Source organism: Sagittula sp. SSi028, from assembly GCF_048553715.1.
Classification (GTDB): domain Bacteria; phylum Pseudomonadota; class Alphaproteobacteria; order Rhodobacterales; family Rhodobacteraceae; genus Sagittula.
This window is the reverse complement of record NZ_JBLZNC010000003.1, coordinates 24,662-43,425: the sequence shown is the minus strand read 5'-3', so window position 1 is coordinate 43,425 and position 18,764 is coordinate 24,662. Positions and strand designations below refer to the sequence as shown.

At 63.0% G+C, this 18,764-nt stretch carries 19 protein-coding genes; 10 read left to right on the top strand and 9 right to left on the bottom strand.

Going from position 1 to position 18,764, the window contains the following annotated elements; genetic code table 11:
• Nucleotides 1-42: 42 nt before the first annotated feature.
• Nucleotides 43-573 carry a gamma-glutamylcyclotransferase gene (locus ACN5AZ_RS06375; RefSeq protein ID WP_419428029.1) on the bottom strand — a complete coding sequence of 177 codons (531 nt, stop codon included), beginning with the start codon at nucleotides 571-573 and terminating at the stop codon, nucleotides 43-45.
• Between the two features lie 93 nt (nucleotides 574-666).
• Between ACN5AZ_RS06375 and ACN5AZ_RS06370 the strand changes: the two genes are divergently transcribed.
• Entirely contained in the window at nucleotides 667-1,626 is a 960-nt protein-coding gene (locus tag ACN5AZ_RS06370) for a DUF2125 domain-containing protein (protein WP_419428028.1), read from the top strand.
• 10 nt (nucleotides 1,627-1,636) lie between these two features.
• On the opposite strand, the gene ACN5AZ_RS06365 is transcribed toward ACN5AZ_RS06370, so the two are convergent.
• Nucleotides 1,637-2,125, bottom strand: a complete 489-nt coding sequence (locus ACN5AZ_RS06365; protein WP_419428027.1) for a peroxiredoxin — start codon at nucleotides 2,123-2,125, stop codon at nucleotides 1,637-1,639.
• Nucleotides 2,126-2,213: 88 nt separating this feature from the next.
• Here ACN5AZ_RS06365 and ACN5AZ_RS06360 point away from each other — a divergent pair, with 88 nt between their 5' ends.
• Together ACN5AZ_RS06360 and rsmD are read left to right on the top strand one after the other, a co-directional pair.
• Nucleotides 2,214-3,416: an NAD(P)/FAD-dependent oxidoreductase gene (locus ACN5AZ_RS06360; protein ID WP_419428026.1), complete on the top strand. Its 1,203-nt coding sequence runs from the start codon at nucleotides 2,214-2,216 to the stop codon at nucleotides 3,414-3,416.
• A complete protein-coding gene (gene rsmD / locus ACN5AZ_RS06355) occupies nucleotides 3,413-3,967 on the top strand; it encodes a 16S rRNA (guanine(966)-N(2))-methyltransferase RsmD (RefSeq protein WP_419428025.1) in 555 nt (184 codons plus the stop codon). Before ACN5AZ_RS06360 ends, rsmD begins: the two co-directional genes overlap by 4 nt.
• A gap of 12 nt (nucleotides 3,968-3,979) precedes the next feature.
• Here the strand turns inward: rsmD and ACN5AZ_RS06350 are convergent, their stop codons facing one another.
• A complete protein-coding gene (locus tag ACN5AZ_RS06350) occupies nucleotides 3,980-5,167 on the bottom strand; it encodes an oxidoreductase (RefSeq protein WP_419428024.1) in 1,188 nt (395 codons plus the stop codon).
• 138 nt (nucleotides 5,168-5,305) lie between these two features.
• On the bottom strand, nucleotides 5,306-6,337 hold the full coding sequence (locus tag ACN5AZ_RS06345) for a TRAP transporter substrate-binding protein (protein WP_419428023.1): 1,032 nt from the start codon (nucleotides 6,335-6,337) through the stop codon (nucleotides 5,306-5,308).
• 251 nt (nucleotides 6,338-6,588) lie between these two features.
• Here ACN5AZ_RS06345 and ACN5AZ_RS06340 point away from each other — a divergent pair, with 251 nt between their 5' ends.
• Complete coding sequence (locus ACN5AZ_RS06340) at nucleotides 6,589-7,563, top strand: MBL fold metallo-hydrolase (protein WP_419428022.1); 975 nt, start codon at nucleotides 6,589-6,591, stop codon at nucleotides 7,561-7,563.
• A gap of 72 nt (nucleotides 7,564-7,635) precedes the next feature.
• On the opposite strand, the gene map is transcribed toward ACN5AZ_RS06340, so the two are convergent.
• On the bottom strand, nucleotides 7,636-8,445 hold the full coding sequence (gene map, locus ACN5AZ_RS06335) for a type I methionyl aminopeptidase (protein WP_419428021.1): 810 nt from the start codon (nucleotides 8,443-8,445) through the stop codon (nucleotides 7,636-7,638).
• Between the two features lie 161 nt (nucleotides 8,446-8,606).
• On the opposite strand from map, the gene ACN5AZ_RS06330 reads away from it, so the two are divergent.
• The 3 genes from ACN5AZ_RS06330 to ACN5AZ_RS06320 all read left to right on the top strand — a co-directional run bounded on the left by ACN5AZ_RS06330 (nucleotide 8,607) and on the right by ACN5AZ_RS06320 (nucleotide 11,578).
• Entirely contained in the window at nucleotides 8,607-9,266 is a 660-nt protein-coding gene (locus ACN5AZ_RS06330) for a histidine phosphatase family protein (RefSeq protein WP_419428020.1), read from the top strand.
• 128 nt (nucleotides 9,267-9,394) lie between these two features.
• Entirely contained in the window at nucleotides 9,395-10,444 is a 1,050-nt protein-coding gene (locus ACN5AZ_RS06325; protein ID WP_419428019.1) for a saccharopine dehydrogenase, read from the top strand.
• Nucleotides 10,445-10,447: 3 nt separating this feature from the next.
• Entirely contained in the window at nucleotides 10,448-11,578 is a 1,131-nt protein-coding gene (locus tag ACN5AZ_RS06320; RefSeq protein WP_419428018.1) for a saccharopine dehydrogenase family protein, read from the top strand.
• Between the two features lie 48 nt (nucleotides 11,579-11,626).
• Here ACN5AZ_RS06320 and ACN5AZ_RS06315 read toward each other — a convergent pair whose 3' ends face one another.
• Genes ACN5AZ_RS06315 through ACN5AZ_RS06305 form a run of 3 tightly spaced genes read right to left on the bottom strand, consistent with a single transcriptional unit; the run spans nucleotide 11,627 to nucleotide 14,010 of the window.
• On the bottom strand, nucleotides 11,627-12,751 hold the full coding sequence (locus tag ACN5AZ_RS06315) for a CaiB/BaiF CoA transferase family protein (RefSeq protein WP_419428017.1): 1,125 nt from the start codon (nucleotides 12,749-12,751) through the stop codon (nucleotides 11,627-11,629).
• Nucleotides 12,748-13,440, bottom strand: coding sequence for a DsbA family protein (locus tag ACN5AZ_RS06310; protein ID WP_419428016.1), 693 nt, complete (start codon nucleotides 13,438-13,440; stop codon nucleotides 12,748-12,750). Before ACN5AZ_RS06310 ends, ACN5AZ_RS06315 begins: the two co-directional genes overlap by 4 nt.
• Before the next feature lie 15 nt (nucleotides 13,441-13,455).
• On the bottom strand, nucleotides 13,456-14,010 hold the full coding sequence (locus ACN5AZ_RS06305; RefSeq protein WP_419428015.1) for a DUF721 domain-containing protein: 555 nt from the start codon (nucleotides 14,008-14,010) through the stop codon (nucleotides 13,456-13,458).
• 103 nt (nucleotides 14,011-14,113) lie between these two features.
• On the opposite strand from ACN5AZ_RS06305, the gene mutY reads away from it, so the two are divergent.
• From mutY to ACN5AZ_RS06290, 3 genes are all read left to right on the top strand, one after another.
• Nucleotides 14,114-15,184, top strand: a complete 1,071-nt coding sequence (gene mutY / locus ACN5AZ_RS06300) for an A/G-specific adenine glycosylase (protein ID WP_419428014.1) — start codon at nucleotides 14,114-14,116, stop codon at nucleotides 15,182-15,184.
• A gap of 57 nt (nucleotides 15,185-15,241) precedes the next feature.
• On the top strand, nucleotides 15,242-16,390 hold the full coding sequence (locus ACN5AZ_RS06295) for an alkane 1-monooxygenase (protein ID WP_419428013.1): 1,149 nt from the start codon (nucleotides 15,242-15,244) through the stop codon (nucleotides 16,388-16,390).
• A gap of 73 nt (nucleotides 16,391-16,463) precedes the next feature.
• The gene (locus tag ACN5AZ_RS06290; RefSeq protein WP_419428012.1) at nucleotides 16,464-17,384 is read left to right on the top strand and encodes a manganese-dependent inorganic pyrophosphatase; all 921 of its coding nucleotides are present in this window, start codon (nucleotides 16,464-16,466) and stop codon (nucleotides 17,382-17,384) included.
• A gap of 105 nt (nucleotides 17,385-17,489) precedes the next feature.
• Here ACN5AZ_RS06290 and ACN5AZ_RS06285 read toward each other — a convergent pair whose 3' ends face one another.
• Entirely contained in the window at nucleotides 17,490-18,608 is a 1,119-nt protein-coding gene (locus tag ACN5AZ_RS06285) for a TauD/TfdA family dioxygenase (protein WP_419428011.1), read from the bottom strand.
• Nucleotides 18,609-18,764 lie beyond the last annotated feature (156 nt).

Below are 18,764 nucleotides of genomic sequence, written 5' to 3'. Positions count from 1 at the left end.
GCGCGCAGGTTACAGCCAATATGTTGCTGAAACGTCGCCCCTTTAGCCCGTCGTCAGGGCACTGACCTGACGGCTGAGCCATTGCAGGTCCGGATCGGGAATGCCCAGCTCATCAAGATGGTTGGCGGTGTTGTGCAGGTATTCAGGGTTCGGCCCCCGCCCGCCCACAGCCCCGGCGATAATGCGGGCCTGTTCGTCCAAAGACAGCTTGCAGTATTGTTCGTGGTCGGGGTCAATGACATAGGCCAGCGCCTCGATCCGGTGGCCGGTGGTCAGCTCAAGCGGCACGTGCTTTTCGTAATAGGCCGATGACACCAGTTCGCGGTCACGCAGGTAGGCCAATGTCTCGGCCTCTGTGCCATCGGCGGCGCGCAGCGCCACGCCGTCACAATGCGCGCCCTCTTCGGCATCCAGCGCCATGACCAGCCCGGGGCGTTCGACCGTCCCGCGATGGTGGATCGAATACATGCAGAAACTGCGCGAAAACCCGTGCAGACGGGCCTGCACGCGTTCTGCAACCTCAAAGCCCGGATTCCACAACAAGGACGCGTAGCCAAAGACCCAAAGCGACATATCTTCCCCTCTCGCGCAGCTAGGCGCGGGCCTGTGTTCGGTGTACACCCCGCCCTGTACCCCTGCGCGGGCGGCAATGCAAAGAGGCTTGATGTGAAACGGTATGTAGCAGTGGTTCTGGCGGCGGCCCTGATCTGGAGCGGCTACTGGTTTGTGCAGGCGCAGGCGCTGCGCGGTAGCATCGAGGACTGGTTTGACGCCCGCCGCGCCGAAGGCTGGACCGCCGCCTATGACGATCTGACGGTGCGCGGGTTTCCGTCGCGGCTGGATGTGACGATCACGCAGCCCGACATCCGCGATCCCGACAGTGGAACCGGCTGGCAGACGCCTTTTGTTCAGATCCTCGGGCTCAGCTACCGGCGCGATCACGTGATCCTTGCCTTTGCGGACACGCAGCGGATCATCACCGCGGAGCATGATCTGCAAATCGCCTCTGACGGGTTGCGCGCCTCGCTGGTCGAAGAGGACGACGTCATCGCGCGGCTCAATGTCGAGGCGCGCACGCTGAACATCACCGGCGCGGAGGCGCAGATCGCGCTGGCCCAACCGCTGTTGAATTTCCACCGCACCACCGGCACGCAGTACCGGCTGGCGGCGTCCTCCACCGGGATCGCCGCCCCGCAGTCCGGCCTGAACGGGGGCGGGTCAGACGCGCTGACCCTGCAACTGCTGACGGAGTTCGCGCAGCCATGGACGCTGGATGCCCTAAGCGGCGACCGCCCTGCCCCGCGCGCCGTGGACATTGTGCAGGCATCTTATCGACATGCGGAGCTGGAGCTTGACCTGAGCGGTGGCGTGACCGCCGATGCCGAGGGACGCATGGACGGTGAGATCGCATTGCGGGCGGTCAATTGGAAAGCCTTGCTGGATCAGGCGCGCGACATCGGCACGCTGCCAGATGCTCTGGCTGATCCGTTGGAGGATGCGCTGACGCTTGCAGCAGGCCTGTCAGGGCAACGCGATACGCTGGATGTGCCGCTGACGTTCCGGCGCGGGGCCATGTTTTTTGGCATGATCCCCTTGGGGCAGGCGCCACGGCTGCAATGGCCGTGACGCCCTTGTCTTACAGCAGGTCCAGAACCGCAGAGCCGCAGGAGCTTTCGCAAACGCCGGGGTTCTCGTCGAGGTTCAGCTCGACCACCTTGCCATCATCCACGATCATGGCGTAGCGCTTGGAGCGGTCGATCAGACCGGCGGGCGGTGCTGTGAATTCCATGCCCATCGCCTTGGTAAAATTGGCTTCGCTGTCTGCAAGGAAGGTGATCCCCGCCTTGTCGCCACCTGTGTGGCGCGACCAGCTGTCCATCACAAAGGGGTCGTTGACCGCGATGCAGATGATCTCTTCGACGCCCTTGGCGGCAAAGGCGTCCTTGTTCTCGATAAAGGACGGCACGTGGGCATTGGTGCAGGTGCCGGTGTAGGCGCCCGGCAAAGCAAAGATCACGACCTTGCGCCCTTTGACCAAAGCGCCCAGTTCGACCGTCTCCGGCCCGTTTTCGCCAACACGCAGCAGCGTGGCTTCGGGCAGCATATCACCTTTGGAAATCGCCATTGTTCTATCCCTCCTTGGAATTGCGTTTCTATGGTCCGGTAAATAGTGTGCGCCCGACAAAGGCAAACGTATTGCGAGGAACAACACAATGGGCAAAGTCGTCGTTGTAGGGGGCGGACAGGCGGCGGCGTCCTGTGTGGCCCGCTTGCGCAGCAAAGGCTTCGATGGACGGATCACATTGGTGGGCGAGGAACCCGTGCCCCCCTACCAGCGCCCGCCGTTGTCCAAGGCTTATCTGCTGGGCGATATGGCCGAGGAGCGCCTGTATCTGCGCCCGCAAAGCTACTACGACGACAACGCAATCGATCTGCGCCTGAACGCGAAAGCCACTGGGATCGACCGCGCGGCAAAGATGGTGATGGCCGGGGGAGAGGCGCTGGCCTACGATGATCTGGTGTTGTGTACCGGCTCCCTGCCACGGCGTCTGCCCGCCGCGATTGGCGGCGATCTGGGCGGCGTATACACAGTGCGTACACTGGCTGATGTGGACGCGATGCAGCCCGTGTGCAGCAGCGGCAAACGGGTGCTTGTGGTCGGCGGCGGCTATATCGGGCTCGAAGCGGCGGCGGTCTGTTCCAAGCTTGGCCTGACGGTTACTCTGGTCGAAGCAGCGGAGCGGATCCTGCAACGGGTCGCCGCGCCCGAGACCTCTGACGTGTTTCGCGACTTGCACCGGGGCCACGGCGTCGACCTGCGCGAAGGCGTGGGGCTGACCCGTCTGACCGGCGGCGACCATGTGACCGGCGCAGAGCTGTCTGATGGCAGCACGCTGGACGTCGATCTGGTCATTGTCGGCGTCGGCATCACCCCCGCGCAGGACCTTGCAGAGGCCGCCGGGCTGGAGATCCTCAACGGTATCGCCGTGGACGCCCAAGGGCGCTGCAGTGACCCGGCCATCTGGGCCGCGGGTGACTGCGCCTCCTTCCCCCATGGGGCGGGGCGTATCCGGCTTGAAAGCGTGGGCAATGCCTTAGATATGGGCGAGCTTGTGGCCGATAACATCATGGGCGGAGGGCGTGACTACACCGCCAAGCCTTGGTTCTGGTCGGATCAATACGATGTCAAACTGCAGATCGCGGGTTTGAACACAGGCTACGACCGCGTCGTCGTGCGCCAAGATGGCGAAGCGCGGTCGCATTGGTATTTCGAGGCGGACACGTTGCTGGCGGTGGATGCCATCAACGACCCCCGTGGCTATATGGTTGGCAAACGTCTGATCGAGGCCGGAAAATCGCCTGCGCCGGACGCCTTGGCCGATCCGCAGACCGAGCTGAAAGCCCTATTGCGATGAGAATTATCGCCGGAGACTGGCGCGGACGGCGTTTGGCCAGCGTGGGCAAGGGCGATCCCGGCGCGCATCTGCGCCCCACCACCGACCGCGTGCGCGAAAGCCTGTTCAACATGCTTGGCGGCGGACGCTTTGGCGATCCGTTTGACGATGCCGTGGTGATGGATCTGTTCGCAGGCACCGGCGCGCTGGCGCTGGAGGCGCTGTCGCGCGGTGCGCAGTCGGCAACCTTGGTGGAAAAAGGCCGCGCGGGCCAATCCCTGATCCGAGAGAATATTAGAACGCTGGACTGCGCTGATCGTGCGCGCCTGCTGGGGACGGACGCCCTGCGCCTGCCCCGCGCGGAAACAGCGGCCAGTTTGATCTTTCTCGATCCCCCCTATGGCAAGGGGCTGGGACAAAAGGCGCTGGACAGCGCCCGCATACAGGGCTGGATCGCGGAGGGCGCGCTGATCGTCTGGGAGGAAAACAGCCCCCAAACCGCCCCAGCCGGGCTGGAGATCGAGGACAGCCGACGCTACGGCGATACCCATGTGACCGTGCTGCGCGCCTGAACACGCGCAGGGTCATTTACCACGAAACCGCGCCGTCCATGACGCCGCCCTTTGGGTATCGCGCGCCTCATAGTCGGCCAACGCCTGTGGCAGATCTTGCGGTGAATAATCAGGCCCTGCTCCGGCAAGATGTGCCATACGCATTGTATACCACGCGGTAACGCCGCCCTCTGGCAGGTTCTCAAATCGTGGGAATTGCGGGTCCGATGCCACCTCTTCCCACCATAACTGCGGCAACGACGGCGAGAGGATCAGGCCACGCGCAAGCCCGATCAGATCAACACCGCTTTGCCGCACGTCCACAGCCTGCGCGCGGGTTTTGATCCCACCGGTCAGCATCAGAGGCATGTCCGTCAAGGCGCGCGCTGCCTTGGCAAAATCGATAAAGTACGGCCCCTTGCCTCCGCTATCCGATGCCGAGCGTGCACCGGGAAAGTAGGTTCCGCCGCTGATATCGATCAGGTCGATCGGGCTGCGGTCCAGTGCCGCAACCACCGCCAGCGCGTCCTCGTGGTCGAACCCGCCTTCGAGCTGGTCGCTCGCGTTCAGCTTGACGGCCACCGGATAGTCGGGGCCAACCGCATCGCGCACCGCGTCAATCACCTCCAGCAACAGGCGCATCCGGTTTTCGATGCGCCCGCCGTAGGCATCGCTGCGCCGGTTGAACAAGGGCGACAAAAACTGGCTTAACAGGAACCCGTGGGCCGCATGCACCTGCACGCCGCCAAATCCGGCCGCTTTGGCCCATGCGGCGGTGCGGGCAAATTCAAACGGCAGCGCGGTGATGTCGAGCGTGGTCATCGCCGCGCAGCGCAAACTGCCGATCGCCAGATCTGACGGCCCCTTGGGCGTGCTGATCGGCGGATGCGCCATTGCGCCCGCGTGTCCCAGTTGCACCCAAAGCTGCGCGCCCTGCGCCGCCCCTGCTTGCGCCAAAGTCTGTAAGGCCGCGTGATCCGATCCCTCTGACAGCACAAGGTTTCCGGGCTTTTCGGCGGCTTCGGGATTGCCTTGCACCTCGCCGATAATGGACGCCGCAACGCCGCCTTCGGCCCAACGCCTGTAAAGCCGCGACTGCGCCGCAGTCGGATCGCCGCGCCCGTCCCCCAGCGAATCCGACATCGCTGATTTGACGATCCGGTTTTTCAGAACCACCCCGCAGGGCAGGGTCAATGGCGTGAATAGGGCATCAGGTGTCATAGGGCGAGCCTAGCCCAGCATCCCCCGCCTGTCTTTGCCAAGGCCACGCCTTGGGGCCGACACCACCCCAAGTGCCACATAAAAAGGCCACCACCGGAATGATCCGATGGTGGCCCAAAGCTGTCAGCCGCGACAGGATTATTCGGTCGCGCGCGCCTCTTCGACCATGGCGCGCGCGTCATCGACAAGTTGCTGACCGGGAAGACCCTTGCTGTCCATGTCTGCGATCCATTCCTGCGTGACCTCCTCGCCCAGCGCCTTCAGGCGGTCGGTTTCGGCCTCGGACAGCTCGTTGATCTCGTTGCCGGCCTCGGCCATCAGATCCTTGCCCCACGTGTCGCCGGTGTCGTGAGCACGTCCCGCCCAGGCAGAAGTCTCAAGACCGGAGTTCGCATCGATCACCGCCCGTAGATCGTCGGGCAAGCTTTCGTAGATGTCCTTGTTCATCGCCCAGATGAAGAACAGGTTGTACAGGGCATCGTCGCCTGCCACGTCGGTATGGCTGTCGGTCAGCTCATCGAGCTTGAGCGAGGGCGCCATTTCCCATGTGATCACGCCGCCGTCCAGAACGCCCTTGGACAGCGCTTCGGGGAATTGCGGGACCGGCATGCCGATGGGGCTGGCGCCCAGTTTTTCCAGCAACATTGTGGCGGTGCGCGACGGGCCGCGCAGCTTTTTGCCCTGCAGGTCCTCGACCGTCTTGGGGCCTTCACCCTTGAGGTGGACCAGACCGGGGCCATGCATATGCGCCGCGATCAGATGCACGTCCTCGAAATCGTCCATCAGGTATTTCTGGGTGAAATTCCACGCCGCAATCGACGCCTGTTCCCCGGATTTTGGCCCCATAAAGGGCAGCTCCATCGCCTCGGTTTCAGGGAAACGACCTGCAGTGTAGCCCGGAATGACCCAGCCGCCATCAATGATGCCATCGACGATCAGGTCATATTGTTCCGGCGCAGAGCCGCCCAATTGCATGAAGGGGTAGATCTCCACCTTGATGCGGCCATCGCTCTCAGTCTCGATCTTTTCGGCCCAGGGTTCGATGAAATACCGCGGGTTGGCGGAATTGGGAGAGACGAAATGCTGAAAACGCAGCGTGACCTCTTGGGCATAGGCGCTGGAGGCGGAAAGTGTCGCGGCAAGCGCGGCGGTCATCCAGAAACGGGTCATCGGGGCTCCTTCCCTGTCATGCTGCGAGACGCAGCGATGCTGTTGACCTATTAACCTGTTGGGCAATGCACAAGCCCGCAAGCGTGATCTGTCACAACGCTGCGGCACAAACCTGTTGCCGTTCCTAAACAAATGCACCTTTGAGGGGAATTTTACGCTGCGCTCCCCTCCCATCAATTTTAGTAGATTTGTCGCCAACCGGTGCTAACATCGCGCGCCGGTTCACATATTCGCAAAGGGAGATTGCGCCAGTGTCCATGACCCGCCCCAGTCGCCGTGACATTTTGTCGATGGCCGTTGCTGCCCCCACCTTGTTGCTGCCCGCCACGGCGCGCGCGCAGGCCTTGGGCGCAACCGCTGCGGGCAATCCACAGCATTTCAGCTTTACCCTTGGGGCCGCCAAACTGACTGTCGTGTCCGACGGTTGGCTGGAGACGCCCGCAGCGCATCTGGGTGTCAACGTCGACCCGCGCGATGTGGCACGCTTTCTGCAAAGCTATTTCCTGTCCGTGGACACAAATGTGGCGCACACCAACCATCTGGTGATCGAGATCGGAGAGGCCGTCGTGCTGGTCGATGCGGGCTCTGGTGGTCGGTTCATGCCGACCGCTGGCAAACTGATGGGCAATCTGGCCGCCGCTGGCATTGATCCGCAAACGATCACCCATGTGGTCATCACACATGCGCACCCCGATCACATCTGGGGCGTGCGCGATGCCACTGGCGGGGCGGTGTTGCCGCAGGCCAATCACTTTGTCTCTGGCGGGGAGCATCAGTTCTGGCTGCAGGACGGGTTGGCCGCAGGTCTGTCCGACGACATGAAGCGTATCGCCGAAGGCGCGGCAGAGGCGCTGCAGACTGACGGGATCGACTGGACCTTGCTGCACAACGATCAAGAGGTCGTGCCGGGCGTGCGGATCATCGACACCCCCGGCCATACGCCCGGACATATTTCCGTGGTGATCGAAAGCGAAGGCAAGCAGCTGATTGCGCTCGGCGATGCGATCAACCACGCCTATATGAATTTCGCCCATCCCGATTGGGTGAACAGCTTTGATATGAACCCGGAGGCCACGGTGGACACCCGTCTGCGTCTGCTGGACATGGCGTCGCGGGATCGCATGGCGGTTCTGGGGTATCACTTCCCCTTCCCCGGCGTGGGCCATGTGCGCAAGTCCGGCGACGCCTATCAGTTCATACCCGCGCTTTGGCAGTGGACGGGGTAACCCCCCGCCATCCAGACCGCAAAAAGGCCGCGCCGGATCTCACCGCGCGGCCTTTTTCATACGCTGCCCGTGTCAGTAGGTCGGGTGGAAGCGGCCTGTCGGTGACAGGGTAAAGATGTCCACCCCGTCCGACGTTACGCCGACCGAGTGTTCAAACTGCGCCGACAGGGATTTGTCACGGGTGACGGCGGTCCAGTCATCGGCCAGCACTTTGGTCTCTGGACGGCCCAGATTGACCATCGGCTCGATGGTGAAAAACATCCCCTCTTCGAGACGCGGGCCAGTGCCCGGGCGGCCGTAGTGCAGCACATTGGGCGGCGCGTGGAACACGCGGCCCAGCCCATGGCCGCAGAAATCGCGCACAACCGACATGCGCTGCGCCTCCACATAGCTTTGGATGGCGTGGCCGATGTCACCAAAGGTGTTGCCCGGTTTGACCGCATCGATCCCCTTCATCAGCGAATCATGGGTGATCTGGATCAGCCGCTCGGCCTTGCGCGGCAGCTTGCCCGCCACATACATCCGCGAGCTGTCACCGAACCAACCGTCCAGAATAACGGTCACGTCAATGTTCAGGATATCCCCGTCCTTGAGCACCTTGTCGCCGGGGATGCCGTGGCACACCACATGGTTGACCGAGATGCAGGAGGCATGCTGATACCCCTTGTAGCCGATGGTGGCAGAGGTCGTGCCCAGTTCGGTCACGCGACGGGTGATGAAATCATCAAGCTCGCCGGTGGTTTTGCCCACATCGACCAGCTCGGCCACCTCGTCGAGGATCTGCGCCGTGATCTGCCCTGCCTTGCGCATCCCTTCGAAATCCGCGTCCGAATGGATGCGAATGCCTTCTCGCGTGGTGCGTCCGGGGTGTGCTTGGTTCACGGGCCAAATCCTTGGTGCTGAAAACGGGTCCGAGGCTCATTTAGGGGGTTTTGCCATCAGTTTCCAGCCCCGAGGTCCCGCAACCGCACAAGCAAACAAGGCTTTTCCTGCCTCCGCAGAGCGCGTACTGCTGGCCGCGCAGTTTACAGGAGCCTATCCAGATGTCGCATGTGACCCTTGTTCGCCACGGTCAGGCCAATACCGAAGCCCGCGACGAAATCAGCTATGACCGGCTGAGCGATCTGGGCTGGCAACAGGCGCGCTGGTTGGGCGGGCATCTGCGCGACACGCACGAACAGTTTGCCCGCGTCTACACCGGCACCCTGCGCCGCCATATCGAAACTGCCGAGGGAATTGCCGCCGATTGCGATCACGCACCAGTGCAGGATCCCCGCCTGAACGAGATGGCCTATTTCGATCTGGCCACCGCGGTTGAACAGGAACACGGGCTGGCCATGCCGTCCGACCGCGAGGGCTTTGTCACCCACCTGCCCCGCGTCTTTGACCTGTGGCAGCGTGACCGGATCGAAGGGGCACCCGAACGTTTCGCGGATTTCGAGACCCGCGTGCGCGACGCGCTGACCGAAATCGCGGCGGGGGATGGGCGCGCCTTGGTGGTGACCTCTGGCGGGTTGATCGGCATGGCCATGCGGATTGTGATGCGTCTGGATGTGGCGGCGCTGGCCGCCGCCTGTATCGCGATCGAGAACACCTCGCTTCACCGTATCCAGCCTTTGGGAGAGACGCTGCTGCTGACGCAATTCAATGCTTTGCCGCATCTCGATACGCCCGAACGCCGTTTTGCGCGGTCGCATCTCTAGGCAGGTTTTGCCGCGATCCGGCTTTTGCCATGCTGCAACGGCACCGTTGCTGCAGATCAGGGTTGCACCGGCAGGGCGTCGTGGGTTCTGTGTCTTCTGACAGGATGAACGGCCACGGAGGAGAGCCCATGACGCATCTTTGGGTCCGCGCGGAATACCGCGCCAACGAAGAACGTGTGGGGCTGACCCCGGACGGGTTGCGCGATCTGGTGGCGCGCGGTTTTCGCGTCACGGTCGAGGACAGCGCCACCCGCATCATCCCGACGCAGGCTTTTGCCGACGCGGGCGCGGAGATCGCGGCCAACGGATCATGGACCGATGCCCCCCGCGATGCGCTGATTTTCGGCCTCAAGGAGCTGCCCGAAGGGGACGGCCCTTTGGTTCATCGCCACATCATGTTCGGCCACGCCTATAAGAACCAGACCGGCGCAAAGGCGTTTCTGGACCGGTTCACACGCGGCGGCGGCACCCTGTATGATCTGGAATATCTGGTGGATGCCACTGGTCGGCGCGTGGCGGCCTTTGGCTACTGGGCAGGCTATGCGGGCGCGGCTGTGTCCCTGCTCGCCTATGGGGCGCAGGTGCAGGTCCAGCCTTGCCCGGCAGTGTCCACCTGGCCGGATGCACAGGCGATGCGCACCGATGTTCTGGCCGCCATCGAGGGGCGCGCACTGCCCCGTGCCATCATCATCGGCGCGCTGGGGCGCGTGGGGTCAGGTGCGGCGGCCCTGTGTCACGAGGTCGGCATACAGACCACCGCTTGGGACATGGCCGAGACCGCGCATGGCGGCCCCTTTCCGGAGGTTCTCGCGCATGATCTGTTTTTTAACTGCATCCTTGCGACCGATGGTGTGCCGCAGTTTGTCCCCCCTCAGGCCGGAGACATGGACCGCCAGCTTCGGGTGATCGGGGACATTGCCTGCGACCCCACCAGCCCGTTCAATCCGGTTCCGGTCTACGATGCGGCGACCACATGGGACCAGCCGGTGACACGCGTGCACGACACGCCGCCGCTGGACGTTATGGCCATCGACAATCTGCCATCCCTGCTGCCGCTTGAATCCTCGCTGGATTTTGCTCAGCAGCTTTTGCCCCATCTCAAGACGCTCGACGCAGTGGATGCGGGCGTCTGGGGCCGCGCGGCCAACACCTTTCACCACCACGCAAAAGGAGCCTGAAACATGACCGTACATTGGTGTGGCACAGGTCTGTCGACCGTTCCCGGCCTGCGGCGCCTGCTGCAAAGCGATACCCCTGTGACCGTCTGGAACCGGACCATGTCCAAGGCACAAGAGGCCGTGGGCGATCTGACCGAAGACATCCGCAGCTTTTCACTGGAGGATCTGGCAGCGGCCCTGCACCCCGGCGATGTGGTGGTGTCCATGCTTCCGGGCGACTGGCATGTGCCCCTTGCAGAACGTGCGCTGGCGGCGGGTGCACATTTTGTATCCTCGTCGTATATCTCGCCCGAGATGCGCAGCCTGAACGATCAGGCCGCCGAAAAGGGGCTGTGCTTTGTCAACGAGGTCGGGCTGGACCCCGGCATTGATCATCTGATGGCGCATTGGCTGATTGCTGACTACCGCGCGGACAGCGGCTTCGATGCCGGCAACACGGTCTCGTTTACGTCCTACTGCGGCGGCGTTCCCAAAGAGCCCAATGCCTTTCGCTACAAATTCAGCTGGGCGCCCGTGGGCGTGCTCAAGGCGCTGCGCTCGCCCTCGCGGTCGATCCGCCATTTCACCGAGCTGGAGGTCGCCCACCCGTGGGAGGCGCTCAGCCGCTATGACGCCCCCCTGCCCACGCCCGAAAGCTTTGAGGTCTATCCGAACCGCGACAGCCTGCCCTTTATGGACGATTACGGTTTTGATCCCGACTGGCAGGTAAAGGATTTCGTGCGCGGCACCCTGCGCCTGAACGGCTGGGCCGACGCTTGGGCCGACATTTTCAGCGTCGCCCCGCAAGCCTCGGATGCCAAGCTGCAAGACATCGCGGACCGGCTCTTGGCGGAAAATGCCTATGCCGAGGGCGAGCCGGATCGCGTCGTGATGTGTGTCGCGCTCAAGGCGGAACGGGACGGGCGTCCCGTCTACCACAAGACCTATGTGATGGATGCCTGGGGGGATGCGCGTGGCTCTGCGATGGCGCGGCTGGTGTCCCACCCCGTCAGCTGGGCGGTGGAGGCAGTGCTGGCCCGCGCGGTCGCGCCGGGCGTCACTGCTGCGCCTTCTGATCCAAAGCTGGTCAATCGCTGGCTGGACGAGGTGCAGACCCTCGCGCAGCATATGATGGTGGTCGATCATCTGGCCTGACGCAAAAGGGCGGGAATGACCCCGCCCTTTTGAACTAAACCAGCAGGGCTATTTTCCCTGTCCCAGCGTCGGTGCCGGTCGGCCCAGCACAAGCTCTGCGTCCGAAAACCGGAAGGGAGAGCGCACACCGGGCACGCCGTCGGGGGCGATCTGCAACCCGCGTGCCACCACTTGGGGGTCGGCAAAGACCTCGTCCATCGAGTTGATGGGACCGGCGGGAATACCATCCGCCTCGCAAGCCGCCAAGAGCGCCTCTTTCGTCATTTGCGATGTCGCAGCCGTCAGCCTGTTGGTCATGTCCTCACGGTTGGCGATCCGGTCCGCGTTGGTCAGAAATCTGGGATCGGTTGCCATATCCGCCAGCCCCAGAACCCGCGTCAGACGCTGATACTGGGCGTCATTGCCGGTGGCGATGATGATATGCCCGTCCGCACAGGCAAAGACCTGATAGGGCGTCAGATTGGGATGGTAGTTGCCCGTCCGCTCCGGCGGGGTGCCGGTGCTGAGGTAATTCAACGCCTGATTGGCCATGGCAGAGACCGCGCAATCCAGCAACGCCATGTCGATGTGCTGCCCCTTGCCGGTCACATGCCGCTGATGCAGCGCTGCAAGGATGCCGGACACGGAATAAAGCCCCGTGAACAGATCGGTGATGGCCACGCCTGCCCGCTGTGGTGCGCCGTCCGGGTCGCCGGTGATAGACATAAAGCCGGACATGCCCTGAATGATATAGTCATAGCCCGCGCGATGCGCATAAGGCCCATCCTGACCGAACCCCGTGATCGAACAGTAGATCAGCCGCGGGTTCACTTCTGACAGCGATGCGTAATCCAGACCGTATTTCGCCAGACCGCCGAGCTTGAAATTCTCGATCAGAATGTCCGCTTCCGCGACCAGAGCACGGACCTCTGCCTGCCCTTCGGGGGTTCGCAGGTCCACCACGACAGAGGATTTGCCACGGTTGCAGGAATGGAAATAGGCGGCGGTTGTCTCGGACTCGGTCTCGATAAAGGGCGGGCCCCAGCGGCGCGTATCATCGCCTGCGGGGGCCTCGACCTTGATGACCTCGGCGCCCAGATCCGCAAGCGTCTGGCCGGCGAACGGCCCGGCAAGTATCCGGGCCAGTTCAATGACTTTGACCCCCGCGAGGGGGCCATTGGGCGCGGACGTCATTCGCCGAGCTTCTCGTCCAGAATCTCTGCGAAATCCGCGTAGTTCATGTTGGAATACTTCTGCCCATCAATCATGAACGACGGGGTCGACGTGATGTCGTCACGGGTCGCGTTTTCCTGATACCATGTCAGCAGCGTGCGCAGCTTGTTCTGGTCGGTCAGGCAGGCGTCGAGCTGGTCGCTGTCGAGACCTGCCAGACGGCCGATCTTGCGCAGCTCATCGGCGGTGCCGGCTTCGTCACCGTCGCGTGCGGGCGCAAGGAAATCGTCCTGCGCCTTGTAGATCATATCCGTGATGCCAAAAAATTTCTCGGACCCACCACAGCGCGCGATCATCGACGCCCACATGCCGTATTTGTCGAAATACACTTCGCGGTAGGTGAATTTCACCTTGCCGGTATCGACATAGTTTTCCTTGATCTGGGGGATCAGGTTGGCGTGCGCACTGGCGCAATGCGGACAGGTATACGAAGCGTATTCAATCACTTCGATCGGTGCGTCTTCGGCCCCGATGGTCATGTCCTCAATGGTCGAGGTGTCCACCTCGGCCGCGCCGCCTTCCTGGGACTGGGCCATCGCGGCCCCCGGCAGCGCCATCCCGCCCGAGGTCGGTGCGGTCTGCGTCATATACAGTGCGCCACCCGCAACAAGGGTCAGCGCCACCGCGCCCGAGGTCAGAAACTTGTTCATATGTCTAGCCTTTTCCTACTTCGCAGAGCGGGGCTCGCGCCGCTCTGATTTCGATATGACATTTGCGCCCAGCCGTTCAAGCGCGGCACGCAAACCTTCATCCCCGATGCCTGAAGACAGATCACGCGCCTCGGCCACGGCTTCGGGCTTGGGCGCGCGGGGGTGTGCTTTGGGTTTGGAGTGGTCGAAACTGGCCTGCCCTTCGGCAAAGCCCACCGGCGCGGTCTGGGTCACGATCACGTGGCGGATCGCCTCGAACCCGTAGACCGCGTTGATCCGTTCGACGATCTCGGCCTTGCGCATCTCGAGGATCGGGGCAAACGACCCTTTGGTCAGAACGACCAGCTTGGCGCCGTAATCGTTGTGCACCTTGCCCTCCAGACGGACGCGTCCGTATTTGATCTCGATGGGGCGGGTCATGCGGGCCAGATCCTCGCCCACGATTTCCTCCCAATGGGTGAGCACGCGACTTTCGGCAAAGCCCCGCGATTCGGAGGCCTTGCGGATCTGTCCCGACAACAGCTTTTCGGCGCGGGCAAAGCCGTATGTGCTGGTTTTGCGCTTGGTCATGCGTTGCCTTTCGATACGCCCCGTTGACTTGGCCGGTCGGGGGCTATTGTAAGGGGCGGTTCCCGTCGGGCGCCAGCCCCCATCTGCCACAGGATACTCACCCTTGCGTGACCCCGCCGTTGCATCCGAATTATCCGCAGCCCTTCTGCAATGGTACGACCACAACGCGCGCGATCTGCCGTGGCGCGTGTCACCGCGCGCGCGCCTCCGGGGCGTGACACCGGACCCCTACCGGATCTGGATGTCGGAAATCATGCTGCAACAAACCACTGTTGCCGCAGTGAAAGACTACTTTCATGCCTTTACCACCCGCTGGCCGACGGTGCATGATCTGGCCGCCGCCGAGGATGCGGATGTCATGGCCGCCTGGGCCGGATTGGGGTACTACGCGCGCGCCCGGAACCTGCTGAAATGTGCGCGTGCGGTTGTGGCCGATCACGGCGGGCAATTTCCCGCCGATCACGCCACATTGCTGACCCTGCCCGGCGTTGGCCCCTACACCGCAGCCGCCATCAGCGCGATTGCCTTTGACGATCCTCAGGTCGTGGTGGACGGCAACGTGGAACGGGTCATGGCCCGGATGCACGACGAACACACCCCCCTGCCCGAGGCAAAACCCATCCTGACCGCCTATGCCGCAGCGCTGACACCGGCGGAGCGGCCGGGCGACTATGCCCAAGCCGTCATGGATCTGGGCGCGACCATCTGCACCCCCAAACGCCCCGCCTGCGGGCTGTGCCCCTGGCGCAGCAATTGTCATGCATGGGCCGAAGGCACCGCCGCCGAGTTGCCCAAGAAATCCCCGAAAAAGAAAAAGCCCGTGCGTCGCGGCACCGCCTATCTGGCGCGCCGAATCGATGGTGCTTGGCTGCTGGAAACCCGACCGGACAGCGGTTTGCTGGGGGGCATGCTTGGCTGGCCCGGAACCGACTGGCTGGATGTGACAGGCGAGCCGCCCGCCGAAAACCCGCCCATCCGCGCGGAATGGAAAACCGTCGGCGGCGAGGCGCGGCATACATTCACCCATTTCCACCTGATCCTGACGGTCAAAACAGCACTGGTGCCGCTGGACCGCCAGCCCACACGCGGGCAATTTGTCGAGCTGGCCGATTTCAGCCCCGCCGATCTGCCCACGGTTATGCGTAAGGCGTTTGACCTTGCGCAAGGACGTTAAGCCGCGCTTGGGACAACGCTCTGCCTGCGCTATAATATCCAAAACCGGAGCAGAGCCGTGGCAGACACAACCATCATCCCCGCAGCCAAAGTGGCGCGCCTGACCGCCGCGCTGCCATTTTTCCTAAGCTTTATCCTGATCCCGCTGGTCTGGACAGGCGCGTTGATGGGCGGCTGGTGGGTGACCATCACTCCGCTGGTGACGTGGTATCTGTTCTCGGCCATCGATATCCTCACCGGCCTGAACGGCAAGAATGCCGATCTCGAAACCACCGAGGCGCAGCTGTTCTGGTACAAGTTGCTGACCCGCATCTGGGTGCCGGTGCAGTTCATCACCCTGTTCAGCCTGATCTGGTACGTCACCCGCGCCGACCATCTGGGCGGCTGGGAAACTTTCGGCGTGATGTTCGGGCTGGGCGTCATGAGCGGCACGGTGGGCATCGTCTACGCCCACGAGCTGATGCACCAGCGCAACCGGATGGAACGCTGGCTGGGGGATATTCTGATGGCGATGGTGCTGTATTCGCATTTCCGCAGCGAACATCTGCTGGTCCATCACCGCTATATCGGAACGCCGCGCGACCCTGTGACCGCGCGCTACAACGAAGGGTTCCACCGCTTCTACCCGCGCGTTCTGTGGCAAAGCCTGACCTCGGCCTTTGGGGCGGAACGGGCGATGCTCGCGCGCAAGAACCTGCCTTGGACCGACCGCTCCAACCCGTTCTGGCGCTACTGGGGGCTGCAACTGACACTGCTGCTGCTGGCCTTTGTGCTGGGGGGCTGGACCGGCGTGGGGCTGTTCGTCGTACAGGCGGGCGTGGCGATCTGGCAGCTTGAGGTGGTCAACTACGTGGAACATTACGGGCTGACGCGCCGCCATTTGGGCGCGGGCAAATACGAACATGTTCTGCCACGCCATTCGTGGAACGCATCGCATACGGCGACCAACTGGCTGATGATCAATCTGCAGCGCCACAGCGATCACCACTACAAACCCGACCGGCGGTTTCCCCTGTTGCAGACCTACTCGGCCGAGGACGCGCCACAGCTGCCCTATGGCTATCCGGTGATGGCGATGCTGGCCATGGTGCCGCCCGCGTGGCGGCGGGTTATGAACCCAAAGGTCCGCGCATGGCGCGCGCAGCATTATCCCGACATCACCGACTGGTCGGACTACAACAAGGCCCGCCATCCCTTGCCGCGCTAACCCTTGACGGGGTGACAATCGGCCCGCGCAAGTCTATAGCGCGGGCAACGAAATCCACCGCAAGGACACCGCTATGACGACGCTCGTTTTCGGCCACAAATCCCCCGACACAGATTCCACCGGCTCCGCGATCTTTTGGTCGTGGTATCTCAACACCGTGAAAGGTGTCGAAGCCAAGCCGGTGCTGCTGGGCGAACCCAACACCGAAGCGGCGTTCATGCTGTCGCACTGGGGTCTCGAGAAGCCCGAGATCATCGACGACGTGACCGCCGGCCAGCCCGTTGTCATCGTGGACACCAACAACCCCGCCGAGCTGCCCGCGTCGATCAATGACGCCGACATTCAGGCCATCATCGACCACCACAAGCTGGTCGGCGGACTGGAGACCAAAGGCCCCATCGACATCACCGTGCGCCCCTTGGCCTGCACCGCGACCATCATGGTCGACCTGATCGGCGCCGAGATGGAAAACGCCCCCAAAGAGATCAAAGGCGCGGCGCTGACCTGTATTCTGTCGGACACGCTGGAATTCCGCTCGCCCACCACCACCGACCATGACCGCGCCGTGGCCGAAGGTCTGGCAAAGGATCTGGGCATTGATCTGGGCGATTACGCGGCACAGATGTTCGCGGCGAAATCCGATGTCTCTGCCTTCTCTGACGCGGAACTGATCCGTATGGATTCCAAGGAATACGCCGTGGACGGCGTGAAATTCCGCGTGTCGGTTCTGGAAACCACCGCGCCCGAGATCCCGCTGGGCCGCAAGGACAGCCTGATGGAGACCTTCAAGACCGTGGCCGCCGAGGACGGCGTTGACGAAGTGTTGCTGTTTGTCGTGGACATCCTGAAGGAAGAGGCCACGTTGCTGGTCCCCAACGACCGCGTGAAATCCGTGGCAGAGAAATCCTTTGGCGCGTCCGTCAGCGGCGACAGCGTGGTCCTGCCCGGCGTCATGTCGCGCAAAAAGCAGATCATCCCCAACCTGAAGGTCTGATCAGGCCGCTTTGGCCGATTGAGAATGATGAAGCGCCCCCGCCGCAAACGGGGGCGCTTTTTCGTGGGCGGGTTATAGGTATTTGACCCAAGGAAAAACGAAGGCTTAAGGGTGTTGGTTGGCCTGTGCCAGCACCCGCATCCGGCTGTCCCATTCGCCGCGATCCACATAGGCGCCGCGCAGGTGGCGCCGGCCTGTGGCCGGGTCAAAGGACTGGCGGCCATGCAGCGTGCGGCGATTGTCGAAGACCACCATTTCACCGGCGGCGAGCTTGAGCGCAATGCCGTAGTCGGGGCTGCGCAAACGCTGCATGAAGCTGCGGTAGGCGCGGTAGAATGCGGGCAACTGATCCGCGGCTAGGTCCATGATATCGGCGAGATGTGCGTTGAAGCAGATCTCGGACACATTGCCCGTCTCGTTCAGCACGATGACCGTTTTGCGCGACCGGATGTCGGTGTGTTGATCGTGGAACCGGAAAGGCACGGTGACACGGGTCAGCAGATCAAATGCCTGCGGGTCGGCATCGCGCAGGTCCTCTGCCACGGCGATGCCATCGCAGAAGGTCGAGCCGCCGCCCTGTGCCTCGTTGGCGATGCAGTGCAGGAATTGATAGCCCGGCGGGAGGTCCTGATTGGTCAGGTCGGTATGCAAAGGCAAGGCATCTGCCGTATAGGCGAGGTTGTTGGGATCGGGTTTCGAGATGACCTCGAACGTGACGCCGAAGTTTGTTTCGCGCAGATGGCCAATGCGGCGCGCGCAGTCCAATCCGGCCTCCGGGTCATCGGGGAGACCTGTGACAATAGACAGCCCGTAGCGTTTGGTCGCCGCCAGCCAGTCCGCAAAGCGCGCCGCATCGTCAAGGTCGGTGACGGCAAAGCGCGGCACGCCGGAGGCGCCCAAATCGGCGCGCCAAGGCGTTGCGGGGACATGCGCGGGGTCCGCGCGTCGTTGTCCGGGGCGGTGTGCCTTGATCCAGTCCAGATCGAACCGGCTGTCTGTTTCAGCTTCGGGCCAGCGCAGCACCAAGGCCGCGCCGTCGACTTTGGCCTGCACGGGCGCAATATCGAGGTCAACGCTGGTGAGATCGAACATGCGCTCGCCGGTTTGCGGATGGAACCCGCCGGGATCAGTGTCGCGCAGCCAGAGATAGGGGAAATGGCCCGTCGTGCCATCCGGCCACGTCAGGTTCAGGGCGTCGGCCCCGCTTGTCAGGGTCACAGTCATGGAAAAGTCCGTTAAAAGAGGGTCACAAGGTCATGTTCAGGCCAACCACCCGCCCCGGCGGTGGCCACCATTCATGCACCTTGCCATGCGGATGCCCTGCGATGCGTCCCAACACGGTCATGCGCGCCCCTCCTTGCGTGTTACCAAAGCCTGCCC

Excerpts from the sequence above, each read along its gene's own strand:
- ACN5AZ_RS06345 (WP_419428023.1), bottom strand. The coding sequence starts at position 6,337 with ATGACCCGTTTCTGGATGACCGCCGCGCTTGCCGCGACACTTTCCGCC.
- ACN5AZ_RS06320 (WP_419428018.1), top strand. The coding sequence starts at position 10,448 with ATGACCGTACATTGGTGTGGCACAGGTCTGTCGACCGTTCCCGGCCTG.
- ACN5AZ_RS06305 (WP_419428015.1), bottom strand. The coding sequence starts at position 14,010 with ATGACCAAGCGCAAAACCAGCACATACGGCTTTGCCCGCGCCGAAAAG.
- ACN5AZ_RS06325 (WP_419428019.1), top strand. The coding sequence starts at position 9,395 with ATGACGCATCTTTGGGTCCGCGCGGAATACCGCGCCAACGAAGAACGT.
- ACN5AZ_RS06330 (WP_419428020.1), top strand. The coding sequence starts at position 8,607 with ATGTCGCATGTGACCCTTGTTCGCCACGGTCAGGCCAATACCGAAGCC.
- ACN5AZ_RS06375 (WP_419428029.1), bottom strand. The coding sequence starts at position 573 with ATGTCGCTTTGGGTCTTTGGCTACGCGTCCTTGTTGTGGAATCCGGGC.
- ACN5AZ_RS06360 (WP_419428026.1), top strand. The coding sequence starts at position 2,214 with ATGGGCAAAGTCGTCGTTGTAGGGGGCGGACAGGCGGCGGCGTCCTGT.
- ACN5AZ_RS06350 (WP_419428024.1), bottom strand. The coding sequence starts at position 5,167 with ATGACACCTGATGCCCTATTCACGCCATTGACCCTGCCCTGCGGGGTG.
- ACN5AZ_RS06285 (WP_419428011.1), bottom strand. The coding sequence starts at position 18,608 with ATGACTGTGACCCTGACAAGCGGGGCCGACGCCCTGAACCTGACGTGG.
- ACN5AZ_RS06315 (WP_419428017.1), bottom strand. The coding sequence starts at position 12,751 with ATGACGTCCGCGCCCAATGGCCCCCTCGCGGGGGTCAAAGTCATTGAA.
- ACN5AZ_RS06310 (WP_419428016.1), bottom strand. The coding sequence starts at position 13,440 with ATGAACAAGTTTCTGACCTCGGGCGCGGTGGCGCTGACCCTTGTTGCG.
- ACN5AZ_RS06290 (WP_419428012.1), top strand. The coding sequence starts at position 16,464 with ATGACGACGCTCGTTTTCGGCCACAAATCCCCCGACACAGATTCCACC.
- rsmD (WP_419428025.1), top strand. The coding sequence starts at position 3,413 with ATGAGAATTATCGCCGGAGACTGGCGCGGACGGCGTTTGGCCAGCGTG.
- ACN5AZ_RS06365 (WP_419428027.1), bottom strand. The coding sequence starts at position 2,125 with ATGGCGATTTCCAAAGGTGATATGCTGCCCGAAGCCACGCTGCTGCGT.